The sequence below is a fragment of the Bernardetia sp. MNP-M8 genome, assembly GCF_037126285.1.
In the GTDB taxonomy this organism is placed as follows: Bacteria; Bacteroidota; Bacteroidia; order Cytophagales; family Bernardetiaceae; genus Bernardetia.
In genome coordinates, this window is the sequence record NZ_CP147012.1 from 3,548,568 (window position 1) to 3,572,997 (window position 24,430).

Sequence of the window (24,430 nt, forward strand, 5' to 3'; positions counted from 1 at the left end):
TTTTGAGGGTTTAATTCTATTTTCCATTTTCTAACAAATAAAAATAACTTTTCAGTCCATACGAATATCTATTTGGGTGTGAACCGAGTGTTTTAAAATCTTTTTTAATGAGTTGAATTAAATCTTCCTTAAAATCTCGTTTCTCAATGTAAGCACAATTTAGTTTTACATATTGAATACCTGCCGAATTTGGAAAATCTTGTAGTGCTTTTTCTAAATCTGGATTAGAATAGGTGTTTTTTTCTGCTAATCCCATAAAATAGCTTATTGCAAATCGTTCATCTTTATACTCATTCCATCCTTTTTTATCTGTTTCTTCCGAAACTTTTTCATTTATAGTTGCTTCCAAATAGGCGTAAATATTTAGTAATTCGATGTCTTTTAAGGAATCTGAAAAAATCATCAATTCGTTTTTTCTGGAATCAAAAAACTCTTTTTCGTCTATTACTTTATTTAAAAATGCTATTCTAAGTAATTCGGAAGTAATTTTTCCATTTTTAATAAATCTATTTCCAGCAGTAATAAATTTAGAAGTATTAAAAATCTGCTTTATAGAATCTATATTATTCTTCTCTTCATATATTTTTTTAATAGAATAATAAGCCGATAAATCTGTATAAATTTCACTTGTTTTTCCAAAGGTTGTGCCTATTAATTCTAAATCTTTTTCTATAAAAAAAGTTTGTGTAAGCGAATTCCACCAGTCTACTTCCCAGTTGGCATCTAAAGCTATTAATTTGTAAGCACTTTCTTCATTTTTTTCTTTTGTTTTGGATAGTAGTTCCGACCTATTTTTGATTTGGTCTGTTCTGCCATGAATAAGATAAATAGCTTTATCAATGCCTGTATTACTTCCTTTTTCAATAGCTGCCTTCCAATGCTTTATTGATTGGTCTGATTCGCTAGTATTCAAATAACATTCAGACAACCACAAATCAATTCTAAAATCATTATCTACCTCCTTTTTATATGCCAAATAATAAGGAATTGCTTCTTTATACAGTCCCTTTCTGTGTAGTTGCATTGCATATTCAAGCGAAAAATTGAGTTCATTTGGCTTTAGTTCAATCGCTTTTTTATGCAATTCAAAAGACTTTTCTTCATCAATGTTATATAAAGCCGTTCCAATCAGATACATTTTGTATTCATCTGTCGCCTGACTAACAAGCTCTTCAACACACTTTTTACAATCTGTTTCTAAAAGACATGTTGAGAAAAAGGTTGTAAAAGAATCTGATAATTCTTTTTCTGCTTTATCTATTTTGTCTTTACTGTTTTTTAAAGTTTGAGCTTGACAAGCAAAAGAAAGCAAAGATAGAAGTAGTAAGATGGTAATTTTCATATAAGTATTTTTGTGTTCTTTTAGAGAATCTCCGTTTAGAATGTGGTAGTTTTTGGGGTTCATTTAATTCAAATCATTTAAAAGGTTTTCAAAAGAATCTTCATCAGCTAATTTCCCTTGCATATTTTTGATATTCTGCATAGAAAAATGGTATTCAGAAATAAATAAATTTACATCAAATTTTTCTTTGATTGTTTTTACATACTTCAAAGCAGGGTTTGAATATTCTACCAACTCATAAATCATTTTTTCCAAAGAATTAAATAATTCTTCTTGTTTTATTTCCTGTATGACTCTGAATAGTTTGTCTTTTATTTGTTCAACGTTTTACCAATTCTAAAATCCCCATCTTTATTATCATAATTGTAATATTTCCCCCAAATATCTTTATATTCCAATTGAAAGAAAAAATTTCTTGATGAATCATATTTACAATCATATTGATATTTATCAAATAGGGGAGTGTAAGAGATTATTTCCCATGTTATATTATTATTGAGATTTTTTGGAACAGTTTGATTATTAGTATGATAATAATTAAATAACATACTTACTACTTTTTGTCCTTGTTTTTCATAAGCTCTATCAGCTAAGGATAAAAAAATGATTCCACTTAAAGACAGAGAAATAAGAAGTCTTGAAAACACCTTTAATTTTTTAAGAGTAGAATATAAGACTAGAGCAATAGTTAAACAATGCATCCATAATCCTATGTTTGGTAAAAGATAAAATAACAATAGCGATGTTAGTATGGATATTAATTTGATTGTTATTGATTTATTCATTTTTAGATATAAGATGAAAAATATTTATACTGTGATTCATCATCGTACTCTAATCCAATTCTAGTTCCTTTTCAAGTACCCAATCAGAATGAGCAAGAATTTCCAATTGCATAATTTGATTATGCTCTTCTTTATCAAAAAAGGAAAGAGAACCATCTCGCTTAAAGAAAAATTTAAAATCTTCATTTACTTCAATAGTTTCAGTTTCTGTCAACTCATTTCCGTTTTCCAAAATCCTACCTTTAAAGTGAAACCAACCTCCATAAAGATGTTTTCCTATTTCAATTTTACATATGTGGTGCAGTTCAGAACCTTTTTTATAATCTATTCCTAGTTGAATCATCAGATTAAGGACTTCTTTTGGATAAATATTTTCTCTATTGACTAGAAAGTTTCTGCAACCATGACAATTACAAGAGAAAAGGTTACTGAATTGAATATTATCATAGACTTCTTTAGTTCTATCAAAATCTACTTCAAAAATCTGATTTTTGTAAGTTATTGTTTTCATTTCGTGTTATTTATAAAAAACTAGCCGTTGTTTGTGTCCCCACAAACGACACCATTTTTCTTTTTCAAAGCATTCATCCTGCCTTTCATCATAAAAATCATATAAATCACTCGCCAATCCTACCCAAGCATTTCTCATTCCTCCAAAAGCTCATCCAAAATCTTCAAAGCAGCCTTTGCAATCACAGTTCCGGGTCCAAAAACAGCCGAAACACCTTTTTCATACAAAAAGTCATAGTCTTTCGGAGGAATCACACCCCCAGCCACAACCATAATATCATCTCTACCTATCTTTTTGAGTTCGTCAATAAGGGAAGGAACGAGCGTTTTGTGTCCAGCAGCAAGCGAAGACGCACCTACAATATGCACATCATTTTCGGCAGCTTGTTTGGCTACTTCTTCAGGCGTTTGGAAAAGAGGACTTATATCCACATCAAAACCCAAATCTGCAAAACTGGTAGCAATTACTTTCGCCCCTCTATCGTGTCCATCTTGTCCCATTTTGGCAATCAAAATACGTGGGCGACGACCTTCAATCTCTGCAAACTCATCAGAGCGTTTTTGAGCGAGTGCAAAATCACTGTTTCCTTTCCCATTCTCGTTTCCTTTGTCCATTTCATTGGAGTACATTCCTGCAATAAGTTTGGTTTGTGCTTGATAACGACCAAAAACACTTTCCATTGCTTGCGAAATTTCGCCTAAAGTAGCTCGTTCTCGTGCAGCATCTACAGCAAGTTCTAACAGATTTCCTGTTTTGTTTTGTGCTGCGTCTGTCAGTTTTTGAAGGGCAATTTTGACTTTTTCATCATTGCGTTTTTCTTTTACTTCTTTCAATCGTCTGAGTTGAGATTCTCTCACAGCCACATTATCGACATCCAAAACATCAATTTCTACTTTGTCTTCTTCATTTTCATCAACTATATATTTATTTACACCCACAATCGTATCTTTTTGTCCGTCAATACGTGCTTGTTTTCGTGCAGCAGCTTCTTCAATTCGTAATTTTGGAATTCCTGCCTCAATCGCCTTTGTCATTCCTCCTAAAGATTCCACTTCTTCAATCAGTTCCCAAGCACGATTTGCAAGCTCATAAGTTAAGTTTTCTACATAATCCGAACCTGCAAAAGGGTCAATGGCTTTTGTAATATCAGTATTATTTTGAATAAATAATTGCGTATTACGAGCAATACGAGCCGAAAAATCAGTAGGAAGTGCAATAGCTTCATCCAAAGAATTAGTGTGTAAAGACTGCGTACCACCAAAAACAGCAGCCAAAGCCTCAATCGTTGTACGAGTTACATTATTAAAAGGATCTTGTTCTGTCAAAGACCAACCCGAAGTTTGGCAATGCGTTCTGAGAGCCATTGATTTTTCACTTTTCGGATTAAATTCTTTTATCATATTTGCCCAAAGCCAACGCCCTGCACGCATTTTGGCAACTTCCATAAACGTATTCATTCCAATTGCCCAAAAGAACGACAAACGAGGCGCAAATCCATCAATATCTAATCCTGCTTCAATTCCTTTTTTGACATATTCTAAGCCATCAGCAAGCGTGTAAGCAAGCTCAATGTCAGCCGTCGCACCTGCTTCTTGCATGTGATAACCACTAATACTGATAGAATTAAATTTTGGCATTTTATCGGCTGTATATCTAAAAATATCGGCAATAATTCGCATACTCGGCTCTGGTGGATAAATATATGTATTACGCACCATAAATTCTTTCAAAATATCATTCTGAATCGTTCCACTCAGTTTTTCTGTCGCAACACCTTGTTCTTCTGCTGCCACAATATAAAATGCCATAATCGGCAAAACTGCTCCATTCATTGTCATCGAAACCGACATTTCATCAAGAGGAATTTTATCAAATAAAATCTTCATATCCTCAACACTATCAATTGCTACCCCTGCCTTTCCTACATCTCCCACTACACGAGGATGGTCAGAATCATAACCTCTATGCGTTGCAAGGTCAAAAGCCACAGAAAGACCTTTTTGTCCTGCTGCCAAATTGCGACGATAAAAAGCATTTGATTCTTCTGCCGTCGAAAAACCTGCATATTGCCTAACCGTCCAAGGACGAACAGCGTACATAGTCGGATAAGGACCACGTAAAAAAGGTGCAATACCAGCCTGATAATTCAAATGAGGAAGCGAAGCAGAATCTTCTTTTGTGTAAAATGGCTTTACAGCAATTTTTTCAGGTGTTTCCCAAACAGGAAATTCTTTTGGAAGTTCTTGTGTATTTTGTTCTGCTTTTTTTGCAGCTCTATTTTTGAGGTCTTGAAGAGTAATGTTTTTAAAATCCATATATTTATAATTGGCAGTTTTTAGCTGATTTATTGTGCTGAAGCGCATTTCAAAATTAACCTAATTTTGCTTTGCTTTGAAATTTATTTCTTACTAAGAATCTATAATTAGACATTTGTAATAGGAATTAAAATTATATTGTTCAAAGTTTGTTTAACAAATTAGGTTTTCTTATTTTGGTCTATTCTAATTTTTACTTAAAATTGAAAAAAAAATAGCGATTTAAAAAATCTATTGTCTTATATCAAATTTATTTCAAAAATAATCCTATTTTCATTCAAAAAATGGTTGAAAAATCCGTATTATTGTGTTAAAATGATAATTGGATATAAAAATACTACTCAAACAAATAGTTCCATTCAAGATAGACATTGACTTACTTATGGCAAACTCAACTCAAAATACAGACAAAATCAGCTTAGTTATGCTTGTAGATGACAACGATACTGATAATTTTATTAGTAAACGCATCATCGAACTTACAGGCTTTGCAAACGAAGTAGTTACAAAAAATTCAGGAAAAAGTGCATTAGAATATTTAAAAGAAAATAAAGACGATGAGTCAAAACTTCCAGATTTAATATTTTTGGATATAAACATGCCTATCGTTGATGGTTTTATTTTCCTGTATGAATTTGGTCAAATGCCAAAGTCTGTACACAAGAAATGTCGTATTTCAGTGCTTTCTAGCTCTGACAATAAGCGTGATATTGATAGAATTGTAGGAAACGAATATGTAATTAAATTTACTACAAAACCTCTAACAGAAGATGCCCTAAATGCTGTAAAAGATGTTTGGTTGAAGCAAAAATAAATTTATTAAGACTAATTTCTTTAAATTTTTACTTTTTGTAAAACTTTTATTCAGTTTTTAGCGTTTTGTTTTTGCAACTGAGTTGCATTTACTATATTTGCATATAAAATAATCTGCAAGAAATTACGCTATGAAAAAATATTTGTATTTAAGCAAAATAAAAAATATCAATTCCGACTTTATAGGAGCAGTGAGTGCCTTTTTGTGCATAATTCATTGTGCTATTGTACCTATTCTAATGGGAGTTCACTCTATTTATTATGCAGGAGATGTGTTAGCTTCTACTTCGCATACTGAACATTCTCATTCTTCTTTAGAATTTTTTAGTCTTTTCGAAGGTTCGCATTGGCATTCTTTAGATTATTTTTTCATTCTGATTACGCTGATAGCTGTTTTTTTTGCTACTCGTAAAAGTTTCGTTTCTTGGATTAAAGTAGGTCTCTGGAGTTGTGCAAGTCTTTTTATAGTTTCTATTTTGTTAGAAGAATATGTTATTGGAATAGAATATTTAGCTTATTTAGCTTCTGCCTTGCTTATTGTTTTTCATGTTTTGAATCAACGTTTAGGAAAAAAGATAAAAACTAACACAATGAAAAACAATGAACTAAATTTTGAGATGGGTAGTTTTGAGAGTGTACAATTACCAACAGAAACTCAACCTAAACAAACAAATAGAGTTAGTTGTGTTTGCTAAACAGAAGTTAATTATGTTTTGAAGAAAATAAATAAAAAAACTTTTCTTGTTAAGCTATTGAAAATCAATCATTAAGAAATAATTAAGGAATTATTTATAAAAAAAGTTAGTTTAGCTATTGAATATTAAAAAAACAGTAGTATCTTTGCATCACAATTAAGGGAAAGAAGGTCTGATAAATAGCTCATTTTGTAATTGAAAAAGTAAATCATCAAAACGAGTCAAAAGTCAAAAAAAAATCTTCGAGTACTAACAAGCGAAAGTAGCTCAGTTGGTAGAGCGCAACCTTGCCAAGGTTGAGGTCGCGAGTTCGAGCCTCGTCTTTCGCTCAATTTTTACGGACTTTACATGGAGAATCAATTCTTTGGTTTTAATCAAAAATTAAACTTCAAATAAAATTTGTAAAAATGAGTGAGAATTTAATCTTTAAAAGTAAAGGTTAAATCATAATATGCTGGAATGGTGGAACTGGTAGACACGCAGGACTTAAACAGTAATTTGTTTCTTGAAATTTATGTTCTCATACAAATCAATAAATATGAGTTGGCTTATAGAAGATAGAATTGATGAAAATCATTTTCGTGAAGTTTGCAAAAATGCTAAATCTATGGCACAAGCAGCTTCTCAACTAGGACTTCATTTTAATTCATTTAAAAAGAGAGCTTTAGAGCTTGAATGTTATAAACCAAATAAAGCAGGTATCGGTATAAGAAAAAATGCACCTAAAATTCCTATTGAAGATATAATATTTAATAATAAACATACTCAATATCAATCTTATAAATTAAAATTAAGGTTAATTGAGGAAGAATATAAAAAAAATATTTGTGAATCTTGTGGAATTGAAGAGTGGAATGGTAAATCTATTCAAATGGAATTACATCACGTAGATGGAAATAGAGTTAATCATAATATTTCTAATTTGCAAATCTTATGTCCTAATTGCCATAGTCAAACAGATAATTTCAGAGCTAAAAACAAATCAAATTGAGTGCCTCTAGAGAAATTTAGAGAGTAGAACTTCTCAAATTCGGGGAAACCTTATTTTTAATTTTTTATTAAAAATGGCAATCCCGAGCCAAGCTTTAATCTTATAAAGGATTATTGAAGGTGTAGAGACTTAACGGGAAGTACCTAAACTTTGTAAACTAAATTAGTTTATTTTATGAAATAAGGTAAAGAGAAAGTCCAGACCACAAAATATTTTAGATTCTTAGTAGTAAGATTTAAAAATATGCAACGAAAGTTGTAGACGGTACGAAAATCCTGTGCCTTAATCGGCGTGTGGGTTCGATTCCCACTTCTAGTACAAAAATCGACAAAAAAGCATATCTTAACTGATATGCTTTTTTTTTGTAAAATTTTAAAAACGAATAAAAATAAGGTCAGACCGATAGGTCAGTTTAATAATCATCACTCATTAAATTCAACTATCTAAAAAATATATCCTAAAGTCAGATTGATTTCTTTAAAATCTTGTGTTGTTTGGCGATAAGAAATGGCTGTATTTAGTCTTAGCTTTTTGTAATAAATTGACTTACTTAGATTTGCTTCCCACGCCCAGTAGTCTTTCCAGTAGAATGATTTTGCTGAAATATTTCCTATATATTTGATATTTTTTGATAACCCTAAATGGATTCCATAATTATCGGTTTTGATGTTTTCTATTCCTGTTTTAGAAAATGTTTGATGACTAATTCCGTATGAAATGCCAGTTTTGATGAATTTTAAGTAACTGCTACTTTTAAAAAGATGTGTAGTAATTCTATTTTCTATTTCTGATTTATAAAAAGTAGTTTGTTGAAATTTATAATAGATAGTTCTTTTAAATAGCTTAGTTTTTAGTTGTCCATAAAAGTCTGAGTTGTGTTCAAAATTGCTACTATATCCTCCATCTAATCCAACTCCACGTTTTAGAAAAGAATAATCCCAAAACTTACTAAGTGAAATACCATAAGGATTATAAAAAATACCACTCCAATAATTTATTTTTAGAGGGTAATAAGGTATTCTACAAACTGCATCTTCTAAAATTACTTTAGATTGAAGGATAATAGTTTGAGTAGTCTCTGAAGCTATTATTTCTAAGGAACGACAACCTATACATCTAAAGACTAAAATATCATTTTCATCTTCTACCTCAATTTCAAAATTTCCATCAATGTCTGCCATAGTGCCTCTAGTAGTCCCCTTGATTTGAATAGTCGTACCAGGTGAAGTTTGTCCAATACTATCAATAAACACTTTACCACTCATCCTAATCTGCCCAAAAACAGAACAAGAAACAGAAAAAAGAAAGAGTATAAAAAGTATAGATTTTTTCATAGTTTTTTAAGGTTTAGATTAGAAAATGTAGCCTAAAGCGAGATTGATTTCTTTAAAGTCTTGTGTGGTTTGGCGATATTGAATATCTGTAGTGAATGTTAATCTCTTTTTATATCTTGGTTTATAACGAAAATCTTTATGCAGACGAATATCCCACGCCCAGTAGTCTTGCCAATAGAGAGATTTAAAGTAAAGATTACCTACATATTTTATATATTTTGCAATTCCTATATTCGCACCCCAGTTTTTTTTCAAGCTATTTTCTATACCTTTTCTTTCAAACTGTTGATAGCCTATTCCGTACATAATACCAAAATATTTGAATCCTGTACTGCTTTCTAGAAGATGTGTAGTTATTTTATTTTCAGTTTCTGATTTATTGACAGTTGTTTGTTGAAAAGTATAATAAATATGCTGTCCCAGTAGGTCTGTTCCTGCACTACCATAAAAATCTATATTACCTTTAAAATTAGTGCTATATCCTGCTCTGAATAAAAAATATTTTCTGTTCTCTTGTTCTTTATTTGAGTAGAAACCTTTGCTTATCATAATTCCATAAGGATTATAAAAAATTCCACTCCAATAATTTATCTCTAAAGGTTCTACATAGACAACTATCACACGTAAAGTACATACATTTCCTGATTCTAATGTAACTATCGAATCATTTATAATTTTATTTGCAATAAATTTTTGAGCATCACGCCCAGCAGAAGAAAATATAAGAGAATCATTTTTGTTCTTTACTTCTATCTCAAAACTTCCAGTATTAGTAGTAGTTGAATAGGTAGAATCAGAGTTTTTAATAGCTACTGGACGTAAAATAGGTCTTCCTCGTGCATCGATAATTTTTCCCTTCACACTAACCTGCCCAAAAACAGAATAAGAAATCAACAGAAGAAAGAGCATAAAAAGTATAGATTTTTTCATAGATTTTTGGCTTGTAATTGTCTGACACTTTGAAGTGTCTTGATAATTTTTTTGTTAAGATTTACTAATAGTTTTCCTAGATTACGCAACTTTAACCTCAAAACGCTGCAAAATTATTCCTAAAATGGAATTTTTTTGTTACTACTTGTTGTTTTTTGATAACTTTGTTATTGCTTTATAGTAATTCAGACTTCCTAGTCTGAATACAATATTTTTCGAACAGACTGGGAAGTCTGTTTTACTTAATACTTTAGTCAATGAATCCTGAAAAAGACCTTCTCATCTATAATACGCTTACTCGCAAACGAGAAAAATTTGAACCTTTAAATGCACCTTTTGTCGGAATGTATGTCTGTGGTCCTACGGTTTATAATGATGTACATTTGGGAAACTGTCGTACATTTACGTTTTTCGATGTCGTTTATAGATATTTGAGTTATTTGGGATACAAAGTGAGATACGTGCGAAATATTACTGATGTAGGTCATTTGACTGGCGATAGCGATGAAGGCGATGATAAAATCTCTAAACAAGCTCGTTTGGAACAAATTGAGCCGATGGAAGTCGTTCAGCGTTACACGAATGGTTTTCATGATGTGATGTTGGAGTTGGGAAATATTCCACCAAGCATCGAACCTACTGCAACAGGACATTTATTAGAACAGATTGAAATGGTTCAGAAAATCTTGAAAAATGGATTTGCGTATGAATCTAATGGTTCTGTTTATTTTGATGTAGTGAAGTATAACGAATCCCACAATTATGGGAAACTCTCTGGTAGAAATATCGAAGAGCAACTAGAAGGACAAGGAACACGAAAATTAGACGGACAAGAAGAAAAGAAAAATAGTGTGGACTTTGCTATTTGGAAAAATGCAGACCCTTCGCATTTGATGCAATGGGACACACAATGGGGAAAAGGGTTTCCAGGGTGGCATTTGGAGTGTTCTGTAATGAGTACAAAATATTTGGGCGATGAGTTTGATATTCACGGTGGAGGAATGGATTTGCAGTTTCCTCATCACGAATGTGAAATTGCACAAGCTGTTGCCACAACAGGAAAAGAGCCAGTAAAATATTGGTTACATTCGAATATGCTGACCATGAATGGAACAAAAATGTCAAAGTCTTTGGGAAATGTAATTATGCCAGATGAGCTTTTTACAGGAAATTCAGAGCTTTTGACAGAATCCTATTCGCCTATGGTTTTTCGCTTTTTTATGTTTCAAACGCATTATCGTAGTACGATGGATATTACAGATGATGCTTTGAAAGCAGCCAAAAAAGGCTATTTTAAGTTAATGAATGGAATCAAGAATGCTAAAAACTTAGAATATCCATCTGAATCAGAATTAAACTCAGAATTAAGCATAGAGGAAAAACAGGAAAGTGATATTCAAAAATCTATAACTTCTGTTTTTAGAGGAATCAATGATGATTTTAATACAGCCAAATCTATTGCAGCTTTATTTAATCTTGTCAAGAAAATAAATATGCTTCATGCAGGACAGCTTGATTTTTCTCAAATCTCTAAGGAGTCTTTTGATAAACTGAAAAGTACATTGATTGATTTTACAGAACAAGTTTTGGGGATAAAAGAAGAGTTGCCACAAGGCGAAAAAATGCTCAAAGAAATGATAGCTACTTTAGTGGAAATGTATAAAGAAGCCAAAGAAGCTAGAAACTACGAAAAAGTAGATTATTTGAGAAGCAAAGCTAAAGAAATCGGTATTGTCTTTAAAGATATGAAAGATAGAATTGATTGGGCTTATGAGGAGTAGAATTCAATTATGAATTGTCAATTACGACCTGTTAAAGCAGCGTAGCTAATTACGAATTAAAAATGACGTAAAAAACGGCTTCAAAATATTCATGTTTTGAAGCCGTTTTTTATGAAATACTGGAAATATGTAGGTTAAAGGCTTGCCTTTGACAGATTGATAGGTATTTCTAATTTCTTACTTTACAAGTCAAAGGCAAGCCTTTTGACCTACAAATACGTTATGCAATTTTATTTCCCCACCAATTCAATTTCTACTCTTCTACCATAAAAGTCTTCTCCGTAAGGATTATTCGTATCTATCCCAAAAGAACCTTCTACAATACGACTTTCAGAAATTCCTGCATCTAAAAGCAGTTTTTTGACGGCTTCTGTTCTTTGTTTTGATAGTTTTTGATTGAAGGCTGCACTTCCTTTCGAATCTGTAAAACCATAAATACGAACACTTAGATTTGTATCATTTTTCAAAACGGCAATCAAAGGAGCAATTTTTTCTTTGTCTTTCGGAACGATTGTAGAAGAACCTGTTTTAAAGAAAATTTCTACTTTCTTTATTCCAATTACTTCGCTTGTCGTTGGAGTTTTTTGCTCTTTATTCATTACTATAACAGTATCATTTCTAGTATTAATCAAATCAACTTTTTCGTTTTGTTTCTGATTTGCTAAAAGTTCTAATTGTGTTTGAAGAGTAGATAGTTGATTAGTTATTTTTGCTAAATCTTCATTTTGAGTAGAATTTAAAGTTTGATTTTCTGCTTGGTTTTCCAACTGATTTTCTAAAGCTGCCATTCGCTGTTGCGTATACAAAAACTGCAATTCCATCAATTTATACATTTCATCATTTGATTTTCCAGTAGTTTGAGTTTCTACTGTTTTGATAGAATCAAGTTTGTTTTGAAGGTTTTGCATTTCTAATTTTGCGAGTTCTTGCGCTTCTTCGTCGGCTTTTAGCTGTGCTTTGGTCTTTTTTACTTTCTTGCTATCTTCAATTTCCTTCAAACGACTTTCCAGTTCTTGAATCGTTTTTTCTTGTTTTGTTGTATCTGAATTTGTAATTTCAGAAGTCAACTTTTGATAATTAGAACCATTCACCATCTGTCCGTTTTGAGGAACAACTACTACATTGGTAACTGTGCTATCACTTCCCGATTTAGTTGTCGTTACATTGACATTGATATCAAGTTTGAGTGTCTGAACAGGATTAGGGTTTTGATATGGATATTGTGAATTCTGATTGTAATTGTACGGATTTTGATTTTGTCCGTTTTGATTTTGGTTATATGGATTTTGATTGTTTTGTGTTTGATTTGTTTCTACTTGTATTTCAGAATTTTTGCTATAATCTGGAATTCCATCAACGGTTACCGTTTTTAAAGAATCTGGATTTAGTTCAAAAATACTTTTTGGTTTGTTGGCAGCATATAACGCAGGCGCACGAAAAGCATGTTTTTTTGGAGAAAACGACCAACTAATTCCGAAAGAAGTAAAAATAAAAGCATCATTTTTCAAAAATCCTTGATTTGTATTTCCTCTACTTCCTTGTCCGTTATTGTAATTGGCAGGATTGGCAACATAACCTTGTTCTGCACTTTCATACGATGAGCGAAAATCTCCACTTACATCATCTAAAAAATCACTTGTTAGAGAATAATTAACAACAGACTGCACATGCAAACTAAGACGATTTAGAAGGCGAAGTTTCAAACCCACACCAACAGGAACATTTAAAGAATAGGGCGAATAACTGGTTGAACTTTCTGTATTAAAATCAGAAAGGCGAGTTTCGAAGTTTCCATCTTGTTGAATAATTTGTCCATTTCCAGTATTTCCTCCACTATTTTCGGGAGCATTACGAATCGTATTATCTGACCAATAGTAATAAGGAGATTTTACATCTTGAGAATTTTGATAATACAAATCTCCATAGTTTTCAAAATACGTTCCCCCTATTCCAGCCATCAAATAAGGCGATAAAAACGCATTTTCTCCCAAAAGCCAACCATTATCCGTATAAAAAGTGAAGATATAAGCAGCCGAATAAATTTTGGTTTGTACATTTAGAGAACGCTCCAAAATTCCTGTGTTTCTATCGTTTGCTGTAAATTCTCCATAGGTTAGTTGCAGACGATTTGAAAGTGTTTTGTTAGGCGTATTTTCGATGCTCAGACCAAAAGAAAATTGATTAAAATCGGTAGCGAACATTTCTTTTTGTTGCCAAAACTTTTCATTCAAATCTCCACGATAGGTCATATTTCCTGTTTGTAAACCAACACGCCAATTAAAATTGTTTTGTTGAGAAAATGCAAACGGAATAAATAAGAAAATTGAAAGAATTAGGAAGTATATTTTTTTCATTGTAATTTGTATATATTTATAGCAACCGTCAACGAGGCTTTGCCGTCGTTGAGGTAAAATAATTTTATAAACTAACCTTGTTGACGGCAACACCTCAACGACGGTTGTAAAGTATTCAAAATGAATTGCACTTTATGTCAAACGCTTTTAAAAAATAAAGCAGACGATTTTTATTTTATTTGTGATACGTGTGGTTCATATTTAAAAGACCAAAAGTTTTACTTAGATAATCTTCAAGAAATAGGAATTTATGAAAAACATAAAAATGATGTAAACGATATTCGTTATCAAAATTTCACTTCGCCTATCACAAATTTGATTTTATCAAATTTTACTTCAAATCATTTAGGTTTAGATTATGGTTGTGGTACAGCTCCTGTAATTTCCAAATTATTGAAAGATAAAGGCTACCAAGTTGAACTCTATGACCCTTATTTTCATCCAAACGAAAATTATCAAAACTATCACTACGATTATATTTTCAGTTGTGAAGTTTTCGAACATTTTTATAATCCAAAACAAGAAATAGAAAAACTTTTATCTATTTTGAGTCCAAAAGGGCAATTATTAATAATGACACTTATTTATGATTCTGAAACAGATGCAGATTTTAAAGATTGGTATTACAGAAAAGACCCAACACACGTTTTTATTTATACAAAAAAGACAATTCAATTTATTGCTCAAAATTATAATTTGAAATTTGAGATACAGAATAATAGATTGATAGTTTTTGAAAAAATATGAAACTGTCGTTGAGGTCAAGACCGTCAACGAGGGCAATGATTTTACTTTTCAAGATCAATCCAAAAACGAAATTCAGCACTAAAGCCAACAAACGGACGTATGTAAACTTGGTCAGCTAAAGAATTTCCTCTTGATGAATCTTCCAAAAATGTTGCACCTGCATTGAAGCGAATAAAACGAAAAACTCTATATCCCAATCCTAAATAAGTTGGACGTTTGAAAATAGGACCTGAAATTTCTTGTCCTGCATCGTCTTCAAAATTATTCCAAAAGAAACCTGCTGAAATCGAACTTCTACTCCAAAACTCTCCTGCAAACCCTTTTTTACCCAATGGTAAAGACAAACCTGCATAAGGCGAAGTTCCGAAAGTGCTATTTTCAGAATTTGTTCCTGTCAGATGAACACCTCCATAACCTACATTTAAAGGAATTTCGGTACGAGTTTTTTCGGTTGGATAATCATCCATAAATTTACGGTCTTGTAAGACTAATAAATCTACATTCAAAACTTGTCCTAGTTCACTGGCTAAAAGTTGTTTTAACTCTGTCATCAATTTTTCTCTATAATCTGCACGAGAATCTTTTTTCTTTCTTTTGGAGAAAATAAATTTCCCTTTTTTGAGGTTGGCTTTATTGATTTGGTCAATTTTAGAAACTACTAAATCTGAAAATCCTTCAAATTGTAATTGGCTTCTATTTCTGTATAGAGAAAGTCCTTTTCTAGCAATTTCATTTAAGTTTCTGACAAGTTGTGCCGTTCCTCCGATTACTCTAGCTCGTTTTCTTTCAACAGTAAATGATTGTTCTGTATAAGCAAAAAGATTATTATATAGGTCTTGGCGAAGGTTTTCTCTTTCCATATCCGTAATTCGTCTGTAATAATCAATCTGTAAATCGTATTTTGAAGAACCACGCAGTTTGTAGTTTACAGGAACAGTAAAAGTACCAATAGATGAATAAGGAGGACGCACCCAAGTAGCAACAAATAAAGGTTTGGGTTCGTCTTTTCGATTACTTTTATCATCTAAAATTGTGATTTCTACCAAAACAGTTTCTGGCTGTGCTGCTCCACTAATCATTAAATTTTCTTGTGCAGGGAGATTTTGACTATTATTAAAAGATGATTTTTCATATTCAAAAACGGCTGTTGCATATTGTGCCTTTACATCATTTTTTGAAAAGATAAGAAGAGAAAAAATAAGGAAATTAGAAAGGAAAAGTAAATTTTTTTGCATTATGTGATTTGAAAAATGGAAATAGATTTTTTTTAAATAAACTAAAAATATCTTAAAACTCCAACTTAAACGATAATATTTAAAATTAGTTTGATTTTTGTAGGTGTATGTTTTTAAGTCAATTTTTTATTCAAAAATTTATACAATCTAATGAAAAAATTTAATACAATCATTTTTAGTTTTGCTTTTCTGTTTTTTATGGGAGCTGGTTTTTCTGTTGTAGCGCAAAATGTAAGTGAAAAAGCTATCAAAGTAGAAAAGAAAAAAACGTTGAATGGTTTTGAAATTCAATTTGATGGAATTTCTGGAGATGCTGAAAAAGCTCTTGAAATTGCTCTTGAAAAATGGTTAGACACTCAAAAAATTAAATACAAAGAAAAAAAAGGTAATTACCACGCAGAAGAAGTAGTCGTAAAACAATTTTCTGACAAAACTTCTGATTTGCATATTTTTATGGAAGAGAAAAAAGGCAAGATTACCTTGCAAGTTGTCCAGACTTTAGGATATGATATGGCTGTGAGTAGTAAAGACCAGCCACAAGAAGCACAAAATATTCGTTCTTGGCTAGAAAATATGGTTAAAGAAGTTCGTTTAGAACAGATTAACCTTCAAATTGCTGCACTACAAGATAACTTAAAAGATGCTGAAAAAGAGGTTGAAAAAAATAAAAAGACAGATGAGAGCTTAAAAAACAGCATTGAAGATTATAAAAAGAAAATTGCAGATGCTGAAAATGACATTGAAAAAAATGCAGCAGAGCAAAAAGAAAATGAGCAAAAAAGAGAAGAACTCAAAAAGAAAATTGCTGAATTGGAGAATATGAAATAAATAATAGCGATTAACGATTAGTTTTTAATGGTTAATTAAATACAAAATGCCTTTACTTTTTTATGAGTAAAGGCATTTTTGGTTTTTAGAATTTGATTAATAAATATTATCATGGTTAATTTAGTAATGTTCATTTTTCCATAGCGACAGGTTTGCAAACCTGTCGCTATGGAAAAATAAGAGTGTTTTGCTTTTTTCTAACTAATTGATTATTAGACCTGTAAATAACCGTGATAACGTTTATTCAAATAAATTTACTCTTCTATCACAAACTTACGGAAAGTAATTCCGTCTTTAGTTTGAATTTGCAGGTAATAAATTCCTCCAGCCAAATTATTAGTCTTTGCTTTATAACGAGTAGAAGAAATTTGTTCTGTTTTTACATTAATTATTCTTCCTATTGCATCAATCAAAATAAATTTAGAGTCTCCATTTGGAGTATTCGTTCCAAAATCTATAAAGAAAGAACCATTATTTGGATTGGGAAAAAGGACTAAATCTTGTAATTCTTTCGGCTCTTCTATTCCTGTTGTTATATCTGTAAATATAATAATTTCAGAAACTGAGCTACAGCCTGATTCTGTCAAGACAAGTAAGCTGTATTCGCCTGTTTGTGTAGGAGTATAAGAACTTTCAAACCCATTTTCAATTGGATTTCCATCTTTTAACCACTGATAGGTTACTGTTTCTTGGCTATTAATTGTACTTTCCAATACTTTTTCATTGATTAATAAAATACTAACTTCTGGATTTGGAAGGGTTGTAATTTCTATTTTATTTGAAAGAGCTGTACATCCATTAGCTGTCAATACCTCGGCTGTATATGTTCCTGCTTGGGTGACTATATAGGTTTTTTCATTGGCAAAAGCTAGAACGATTCCATCTTTTCTCCAACGAATCTGATTATTTGCTGTAAAATCTGCATTGATTGTTAGTTTGATACCAAAAGGTTGTTCTTGACAGAATACAGTTTGTAAAGGTTGTTTTATTTCAAAACTTAAGCCTGACTGACATTCTATATTTAGGCTAACAGAACGACGTTTCAAGGTTAAATCTGCTAAATTAGGATTTGTAATCAAAGCTGTATAAATTCCTCTATCCGTATTTTGGACTTGATTTAATGTGAAATTTTGAAGTGTAGAAATAGGATTTCCATCTTTCAACCATTGATATATATTTCCGTTTCCTTGTGTTTGAATGGTAAAGAAAACAGAAGAATTGGGAAGAGCTAAAATATCCATTTCCTCATTAATAGGAGCTTGAGGCGCATAATCAAATACATTAAAGTTAGAGTTTGCAAAAGGTAATAAATCATCAAATTCTAATTCATTCTCAGCTACTCTTAATTCTTTCAAATTATTGAGTTGTAACAAGCCTATATCAAGTGAATTTAGATTATTTATATTTATCTCAAAAGTTACTAAAGAATTGAGATTTTCTATTCCTGTAGGAAGAACACTAATAAAATTTTGATTAGCATAAAGCTGAATTAGTTTTGCAAGATTTGTAATTGAATTTGGTAATTCTTTAAGGTCATTATCACTTATATTCAAGACCAAAAGTTCACTCAAATTTCCTATTGTCTCTGGAATTGCAGCAAAATTATTTTCGTTGAGGTATAAGTTTCTCACTTTTGCTAAACTTCCAATTTCGTCAGGCAATTCATCCAAATTATTTCTTGACAACCAAAGAGCTTGAAGATTTATTAGATTACCAAAAGAAGCAGGAACAGCACCTTCAAAGTTGTTTTTATCTAAGTCTAAATAAGTCAGTGTTGTCATATTTCCAATAGTTGAAGGTATTTGTCCCTCTAAATCGTTATCAAAAAAGCTCAAATAACGAAGTTCTGAAAATAATTCAGCATCAAAAACATCAGGCAATGTTCCTATCATATTACGAGAAGACAAATCAAGTTCAGTCAGTTTATTTCCTGAAAGTGTTACGCCTTCCCATGTAGCGACAGGGTTTGTCAAATTCCATTTTCTATTCCAAGTTGTGTTTCCACCTGTTTCATTAAAAATGGCTACTAAGGCAAGTGAATCAGTTTCATTTAAAAATCCTTCAACAATTAGTTTAATTGAATGACGTTCTAAAGTAAGCTGATTAGATACTGAATTTTTTATTGTACAAAAATATACTCCTGCATCTGAAGGAATTGCATTTGTGATGGTAAATGTTTCAGCGTTTGCTCCATTTATAGGGGTTTGGTCTTTATACCATTGATAAAAAGTAAAATCTCCTTCTGTAGCAGAATTGAAAGTAATAGACTCTCCTTCTGAAATAATTTCTGTAGTAGGAGAATAAATTTTGGCTTGTGGCGAATAGGTGAAATTTGGAATCTGACCAACAAAGTTTTCTGATGAACCAAAACTAAGTCTATTTCCTTGTATTTTGAGAGAAAAACTAGGAGCATTGATTTGAGATAAACCAAGAATAGAAGTTGGAAGTGTTCCTACCAAATTATTATTTGATAAATCAATTGAAATTATTTGTCCACAACCTATTTCTATACCATTCCAAGTAGAAACTGGCGTAGTCAAATCCCAACTAGTAACCCAATTTTGTCCACCTGTTTGATTATAAATATCTACCAAAATAAGTGAATCAGAAGGAGAAACAAAGAATTGCTCTATAATCGTAACTACTTGCTCATCAGTTGCTGTATTTCCTGCCGAATCTATGGCAGTCCAAATTACAGTTGTTTCTCCAAGAGGAAATAATGCAGGTGCATCATTGAAAATTCTAACCAAACAGTTATCCGAAACGATAGGGTTTCCAATATCTAATCCTGTGCTATCAGCCGTACAAGTATATAAATCGGCATTTATTGAGATAGAAGAAGGAGCTTCAATACTAGGAATTTTGTTATCTACTACTGTAATAGTAAATGTATTTGGACTTGCTGTATTTCCATTTTCATCGCTTGCTGTCCAAGTAATAGTTGTGATTCCTGTATTAAATTCAACATTTTCTAATGAATTTAGACTACCCAATGTAGCACCGCTCAATAAATAATTATAGGCAGAAACTCTACAGTTATCGCTTGCTGTTCCATTCGGAATTTGCTGTGTCGTAGATGTAGTTTGATTAGTATAGAAACAATCTGTTGGATTAGTATTTCTAGTGAAGTCTTGCATAGCTACCAAGCTAGGTGCTTGTGTATCGTTTATGCCTTCTGCTTGAATGTTAAAGTTATAAGGGTTTTCATCAATGTCATTATTCTCTATATTAACGAGAGCTATTTGACTTCCTGTAACTGAAGGATTAAAAACTACATCAAAAGAGTAGCTTTGGGTAGGAGCAAGAACAATAGGGTTAGAAGGAAAATCAGTAGGCAAATTAGATAATGTAAAGTCTCCAGTAGAAGTATTTAAAGTTATATTATCTATCGTTAAATCCGTTGAACCAATACTCTCAATAGTATAGGTACGAGTAGAAGAAGCACTTCCACAAGTTAGGGTAGTAGGGAAAATAGTATGGTCGCTTGGGTCTGGTGTAATATCTCCATCTGCGATGGTAGTTCCGTTTCCTGTTAGATTTATTTCTTGTCCTACTACTCCCTGTCCTTGTATGTCAAAACTATATGTTCCGTCTTCACAGTCATTACTACTTATTACTATAGTATTGGTGTATGAATCTATGGTAAGTGGGGTAAATCTAACATCAAAAGTTTGGGAACTTCCTGCTGAAATAGTAAAAGGAGAAATAACATCTGTTTCAAAACCCAAAACTGTGTTTAGAAAGCCAATAGAAGAAATATTCAAATCTTCTGTTCCTGTATTTTGAATGTTATAAGTTACTGTTTTTGTAGAAGAAATCCCTACATCTCCAAAGTCTGTATCATCACTTGGACTAGGAGTAACATCATTATTTGAGATTGTGATATTATTACCTTGTACATTTATTTCGACAGGGTCAATGACAGTTACTGTGAAAGTATTAGAAGGATCATTATTTATATTTGTTCCATCACTTACTGTATAGATTACAGTTGTTACTCCTAGATTAAATACTTGGTTAGTTAAATCATTTACTGTTTGTCCATTAATAAAATAATTATAAATAAGTGTTCCGTTACAATTATCTGTTGCTGATACATTTTGAATTGGACTAGAAGCAATATCATTATCAAATGTACAACTAGATGTATTTACACTTACAGTTTGGTTTGCTGGATTAATTACAGTAGGTACTTCTGTGTCATCTAACCCTTCTGCTATTACTTGAAAAGTATAAGGTTCTTCATCAGGGTCATTAGTGCTTATCTGTATCATTGCCGTTTGTGTACCTATATTTTCTGGGTCAAATGTTACTACAAAAGTTGCCTCACTTCCACTTATAATGGAAGATATAGAAGAAGTTACTGCAAACTGTATATTATCTGTTGTTATACTACTAATTGTCAAATCTGCATTTCCATCATTTCGTATTACAAATGTTTTATCAAGGGAATTATTGCTACATTCTTCTACACTTCCAAAATCTGTATTTCCTCCACTCATAGCACTACTGCCATTTATTACTTCTGTATCAGAGTCTTGCTCTTTTACAAAAATATCTGGTTTTAGTCCTGTACCTTGAATATCAAATGTGTAAGAAGGCGTTTCACAATTATCTGTATTTATGATAACAGTCGCATTACGAGTTCCAAAGTTGGTAGGTGTGAAAGTAATTATAAAATCTTCACTATCAGAATTAGCTATAGAGGTAGGAGTAGAACTTATTGCAAAATCTCCTGCATTTGTTCCACTAATAGCAATAGAAGTAATATTTAATGGTGTGCCTCCATCATTAATAATAGTATATGTTTTTGCTAAATTAGTAGAAATACTTCCAAAGTCTGTATCATCGGTAGTAGAAGGTGAAGTATCTCCATTTACTATATCTGTACTATTTCCTTGTACATTTATTTCTGAATAATTAGGAATATATTTTTTGAGTGTTCCTGTATTATCTATATTATCTTGATAGGCAATATGTAAAACTCCATTTGTATTAAAATCAATTACAGGAGAGCTAGTTGATGTTCCTGTGTTAATAGCAAGGTTTGTCCAGTCTGAGCCATTATATTTTTTTACACGAACATCATTTGTAGAACCTACATTTTCTATAAGAGTTAAATAGGGGGTTGCTTCTAAATCTACTAGCAGATTTCCGACAATAGAATTTAAAGTAGGTAAAGAAGAACCAATTTCAATCCATACTCCTTCATAAAATGCCACTTTTGTAGCTCCTGATTCATTGTAAGCTACATAAATATAGTTGTTTTTATCAATACTTATACTTTGCATGGTTGATGTTTGTGAAGAAAAACCTGGACTTCCTATGTATCCCCAACCTCCATCTCCATTGTATTCTCTTACAGAAGTTTTTAATCCATTATTGAAATCTCTAAATGCAATAACAGGGTTTCCATTATTATTTATAGCTAGACTAATAAAATTTGCTTGTCCATCCGAAGCATCTCCACCTATATTTTCCCACTGTTGGTCATCATATTTAACTACTTGTGCTTTTATGCTATTATCTTGATAGGCTAGGAATAAATCTTCTTCTTTGTCTAATGCAAGTTGTAACGAACTAGAACTAGAGCTAATAAAAGCACCTCCATCACTTATATTTGTCCAAGTAGTTCCATCAAATTCCATTACAATTACTTCTGCTACAGAATTATTATAAGCCACATAAATAGTTCCCTCTCTAGTGATAACCATACTTTGATTAATAGCAATATCAGAAGAAATTTCTGTTCCTGCTACGTCTAGCCAGTTAGTGCCATTGTATTTTCTGACACTTGTTGTTCCACTTGCATTTTGAAAAGCTACATAGGGACTTCCATCTTGTGCTATTTTCAAGTCATAAAAAGGAGTAGTGCTAGTAGAAAAACTCTGTTCTGCTTCTATCCAGTCGTAATTGGGATAAGTACCTGTGTTTCCTGTTCCTTGTACTTGGAACATAAAAGGATTTGTATCTTCATCATTACTATAAATAGCTACTGTAGCTCTTTGTTGAGCTGCTTCAGTAGGTGTGTAAGAAATTGTGAATGTTGCCTGTGCCACACCATCAATAACAGATATAGTAGGCTGACTTGTAACTTCAAAGTAAGTATCTCCAGATATTTCTACATTTCCACTTAACTCAAGAGCTGAGCCTCTAATATTTTCTATTGTAAATGTTTTTGTAATTGTATTACATCTATTTATTGTTCCAAAATCTACTGTTGATGAGCCACTTGAAATAATACCTACATCATCAGAAATTCTTATTTGTGGAGTAGCTATTGCTTTTATATTGAAGGAATAAGTGTTAGTTATTCCTCCGTCATTGCTTTCTATGGTTACAATAGCTGTTTGCTCTCCATAATTTCCGTTAATAGGGGTAAACTCTATATCTAGAGACAGAAAATTGCTACAACTAGCAAGAATATCTATGGGAGGAGTAGATATAGTGGGAGAAGTAAGAATAAACTGCCCTGTTCCTCCATCATTAATAGTAATATTATTAATAGTTAAATCATTTACACCCAAATTTTGAATAGTATAATATCCAAATGCTATTCCATTTACTGTCCCAAAATCTGTATAGCTTTCTTCAATAGGCGTATTTCCCTCTGGTATATACAGACTATTACCTGAAAGAAATAATTTAGGGCTACTGTTAGGAGTTATTCCAGTTATGATAGAATTTCCTGTTACCCAGTTTGAGGTTGTTCCACTTAATGCAAAGTTAGTTAATATTCCTTCTCTATTATTAGCCGAGTAATCTATAAGATTATCTACTGCTGGTGTTATGCTGTTATCTCCTTCTGGTGTTCCTTGATTAAAAGTATAATATGCTATTAAGAAAGATTCTGAAAGAGGATCAATCTCATTATTTATGTTAGAATAAATAGCATCACAAGAGCGTGATATATCCCAAATGCGTAGTTCATCTAATTCTCCTTCAAATGAATCTAAAGGATCAACAGCAGAATCATCTTTTCCTAAAAAAAATGTATTTGAAGTTTGTACAAAATCATTAAATGTAATTTCTCTATCAGATTGTGGGATTCCATCTACCCAAAGGGTAAATTCATAGACTGAAGAGCCTTTTTTTGTAATTGATATATGATGCCAATTGCCATCTGCAATAACATTATTACTTTCTATGAAATAAGAGCCTTCTCCATCAATTTCCATAGCAAGACCTAACTTTCCCTCATCAGTAGTATGTATATTAAATACTCCTTCTTTAGACATAATAGTCTGTTCTGTACCACTTGTTTTTACCCAAAACTCAATTGTAAGAAAACTACTAAAAGCTGTAGGGATAGAGAAATCACTATGCATCTCTACAAAATCATCTGTTCCATCAAAATTTAAGGCATTACTTTGAGCTGTTAGATTGTTTGATATAAATAGAACAAACAAAAAAAGTAAGAGAATAATTTTTTTCATAGAAGTAAATGGATAAATAGTGGTAACTTGTTGATTATGAGTGTTTATATTTTTCAGATTTAACTAAAAATTAGTACGCAAAGATACAAATTTTTAGCTTAAAAAATAGGATGCACATTGTTATAAAAATGCCTTTAGAAGAATAAAATTAGATTTTAGAATTAAAAAATGAGGTTTTGTGGAGCTTTATGAATTTAGTTACAATTAAAGTTATTGTTGAGCACACCGACAAGAGCTGTTCATGTGTATTTGTACTTTTTTTTGTTTCTACTAATGATAAAAGCACTTTTTATATTTTGAAACTAAAATCATATAGAAGCGATTTTTTTTATA

The 24,430-nt window shown here is 31.6% G+C and carries 17 protein-coding genes and 1 tRNA gene; 7 read left to right on the top strand and 11 right to left on the bottom strand.

Annotated elements, in window-relative coordinates:
- Window positions 1-16 precede the first annotated feature (16 nt).
- The 6 genes from V9L04_RS14435 to scpA form a co-directional block, all read right to left on the bottom strand.
- Window positions 17-1,405, bottom strand: coding sequence for a hypothetical protein (locus V9L04_RS14435; protein ID WP_338790548.1), 1,389 nt, complete (start codon window positions 1,403-1,405; stop codon window positions 17-19).
- A complete protein-coding gene (locus tag V9L04_RS14440; protein ID WP_338790549.1) occupies window positions 1,406-1,597 on the bottom strand; it encodes a hypothetical protein in 192 nt (63 codons plus the stop codon).
- Between the two features lie 56 nt (window positions 1,598-1,653).
- Window positions 1,654-2,043: a hypothetical protein gene (locus tag V9L04_RS14445; RefSeq protein ID WP_338790550.1), complete on the bottom strand. Its 390-nt coding sequence runs from the start codon at window positions 2,041-2,043 to the stop codon at window positions 1,654-1,656.
- Window positions 2,044-2,176: 133 nt separating this feature from the next.
- Window positions 2,177-2,638: a hypothetical protein gene (locus V9L04_RS14450; protein ID WP_338790551.1), complete on the bottom strand. Its 462-nt coding sequence runs from the start codon at window positions 2,636-2,638 to the stop codon at window positions 2,177-2,179.
- A gap of 6 nt (window positions 2,639-2,644) precedes the next feature.
- Complete coding sequence (locus tag V9L04_RS14455; RefSeq protein WP_338790552.1) at window positions 2,645-2,776, bottom strand: hypothetical protein; 132 nt, start codon at window positions 2,774-2,776, stop codon at window positions 2,645-2,647.
- A complete protein-coding gene (gene scpA, locus V9L04_RS14460; protein WP_338790553.1) occupies window positions 2,773-4,953 on the bottom strand; it encodes a methylmalonyl-CoA mutase in 2,181 nt (726 codons plus the stop codon). The genes V9L04_RS14455 and scpA overlap by 4 nt, the downstream gene beginning before the upstream one ends.
- Before the next feature lie 382 nt (window positions 4,954-5,335).
- Here scpA and V9L04_RS14465 point away from each other — a divergent pair, with 382 nt between their 5' ends.
- From V9L04_RS14465 to V9L04_RS14480, 4 genes are all read left to right on the top strand, one after another.
- Window positions 5,336-5,767, top strand: coding sequence for a response regulator (locus V9L04_RS14465; protein WP_338790554.1), 432 nt, complete (start codon window positions 5,336-5,338; stop codon window positions 5,765-5,767).
- A 130-nt stretch (window positions 5,768-5,897) separates the two neighbouring features.
- The gene (locus tag V9L04_RS14470; protein ID WP_338790555.1) at window positions 5,898-6,461 is read left to right on the top strand and encodes a MerC domain-containing protein; all 564 of its coding nucleotides are present in this window, start codon (window positions 5,898-5,900) and stop codon (window positions 6,459-6,461) included.
- Between the two features lie 256 nt (window positions 6,462-6,717).
- Window positions 6,718-6,790 (top strand) — tRNA-Gly (locus tag V9L04_RS14475).
- Window positions 6,791-6,999: 209 nt separating this feature from the next.
- Window positions 7,000-7,452: an HNH endonuclease signature motif containing protein gene (locus tag V9L04_RS14480; protein ID WP_338790556.1), complete on the top strand. Its 453-nt coding sequence runs from the start codon at window positions 7,000-7,002 to the stop codon at window positions 7,450-7,452.
- A 443-nt stretch (window positions 7,453-7,895) separates the two neighbouring features.
- Here the strand turns inward: V9L04_RS14480 and V9L04_RS14485 are convergent, their stop codons facing one another.
- Entirely contained in the window at window positions 7,896-8,786 is an 891-nt protein-coding gene (locus V9L04_RS14485; RefSeq protein ID WP_338790557.1) for a carboxypeptidase-like regulatory domain-containing protein, read from the bottom strand.
- A gap of 18 nt (window positions 8,787-8,804) precedes the next feature.
- Window positions 8,805-9,716, bottom strand: a complete 912-nt coding sequence (locus V9L04_RS14490; protein ID WP_338790558.1) for a hypothetical protein — start codon at window positions 9,714-9,716, stop codon at window positions 8,805-8,807.
- Window positions 9,717-9,973: 257 nt separating this feature from the next.
- On the opposite strand from V9L04_RS14490, the gene cysS reads away from it, so the two are divergent.
- Window positions 9,974-11,497 (top strand): cysteine--tRNA ligase, encoded by a 1,524-nt coding sequence (gene cysS, locus V9L04_RS14495; RefSeq protein ID WP_338790559.1) that lies wholly within the window; start codon window positions 9,974-9,976, stop codon window positions 11,495-11,497.
- 230 nt (window positions 11,498-11,727) lie between these two features.
- Here cysS and V9L04_RS14500 read toward each other — a convergent pair whose 3' ends face one another.
- On the bottom strand, window positions 11,728-13,851 hold the full coding sequence (locus V9L04_RS14500) for an OmpA family protein (RefSeq protein ID WP_338790560.1): 2,124 nt from the start codon (window positions 13,849-13,851) through the stop codon (window positions 11,728-11,730).
- A gap of 120 nt (window positions 13,852-13,971) precedes the next feature.
- On the opposite strand from V9L04_RS14500, the gene V9L04_RS14505 reads away from it, so the two are divergent.
- A complete protein-coding gene (locus tag V9L04_RS14505) occupies window positions 13,972-14,598 on the top strand; it encodes a class I SAM-dependent methyltransferase (protein WP_338790561.1) in 627 nt (208 codons plus the stop codon).
- A gap of 41 nt (window positions 14,599-14,639) precedes the next feature.
- Here V9L04_RS14505 and V9L04_RS14510 read toward each other — a convergent pair whose 3' ends face one another.
- Window positions 14,640-15,833 (bottom strand): hypothetical protein, encoded by a 1,194-nt coding sequence (locus tag V9L04_RS14510; protein WP_338790562.1) that lies wholly within the window; start codon window positions 15,831-15,833, stop codon window positions 14,640-14,642.
- A 150-nt stretch (window positions 15,834-15,983) separates the two neighbouring features.
- Between V9L04_RS14510 and V9L04_RS14515 the strand changes: the two genes are divergently transcribed.
- Window positions 15,984-16,661, top strand: coding sequence for a hypothetical protein (locus V9L04_RS14515; RefSeq protein ID WP_338790563.1), 678 nt, complete (start codon window positions 15,984-15,986; stop codon window positions 16,659-16,661).
- Between the two features lie 254 nt (window positions 16,662-16,915).
- Here the strand turns inward: V9L04_RS14515 and V9L04_RS14520 are convergent, their stop codons facing one another.
- Entirely contained in the window at window positions 16,916-24,097 is a 7,182-nt protein-coding gene (locus V9L04_RS14520; protein ID WP_338790564.1) for a choice-of-anchor D domain-containing protein, read from the bottom strand.
- Window positions 24,098-24,430 lie beyond the last annotated feature (333 nt).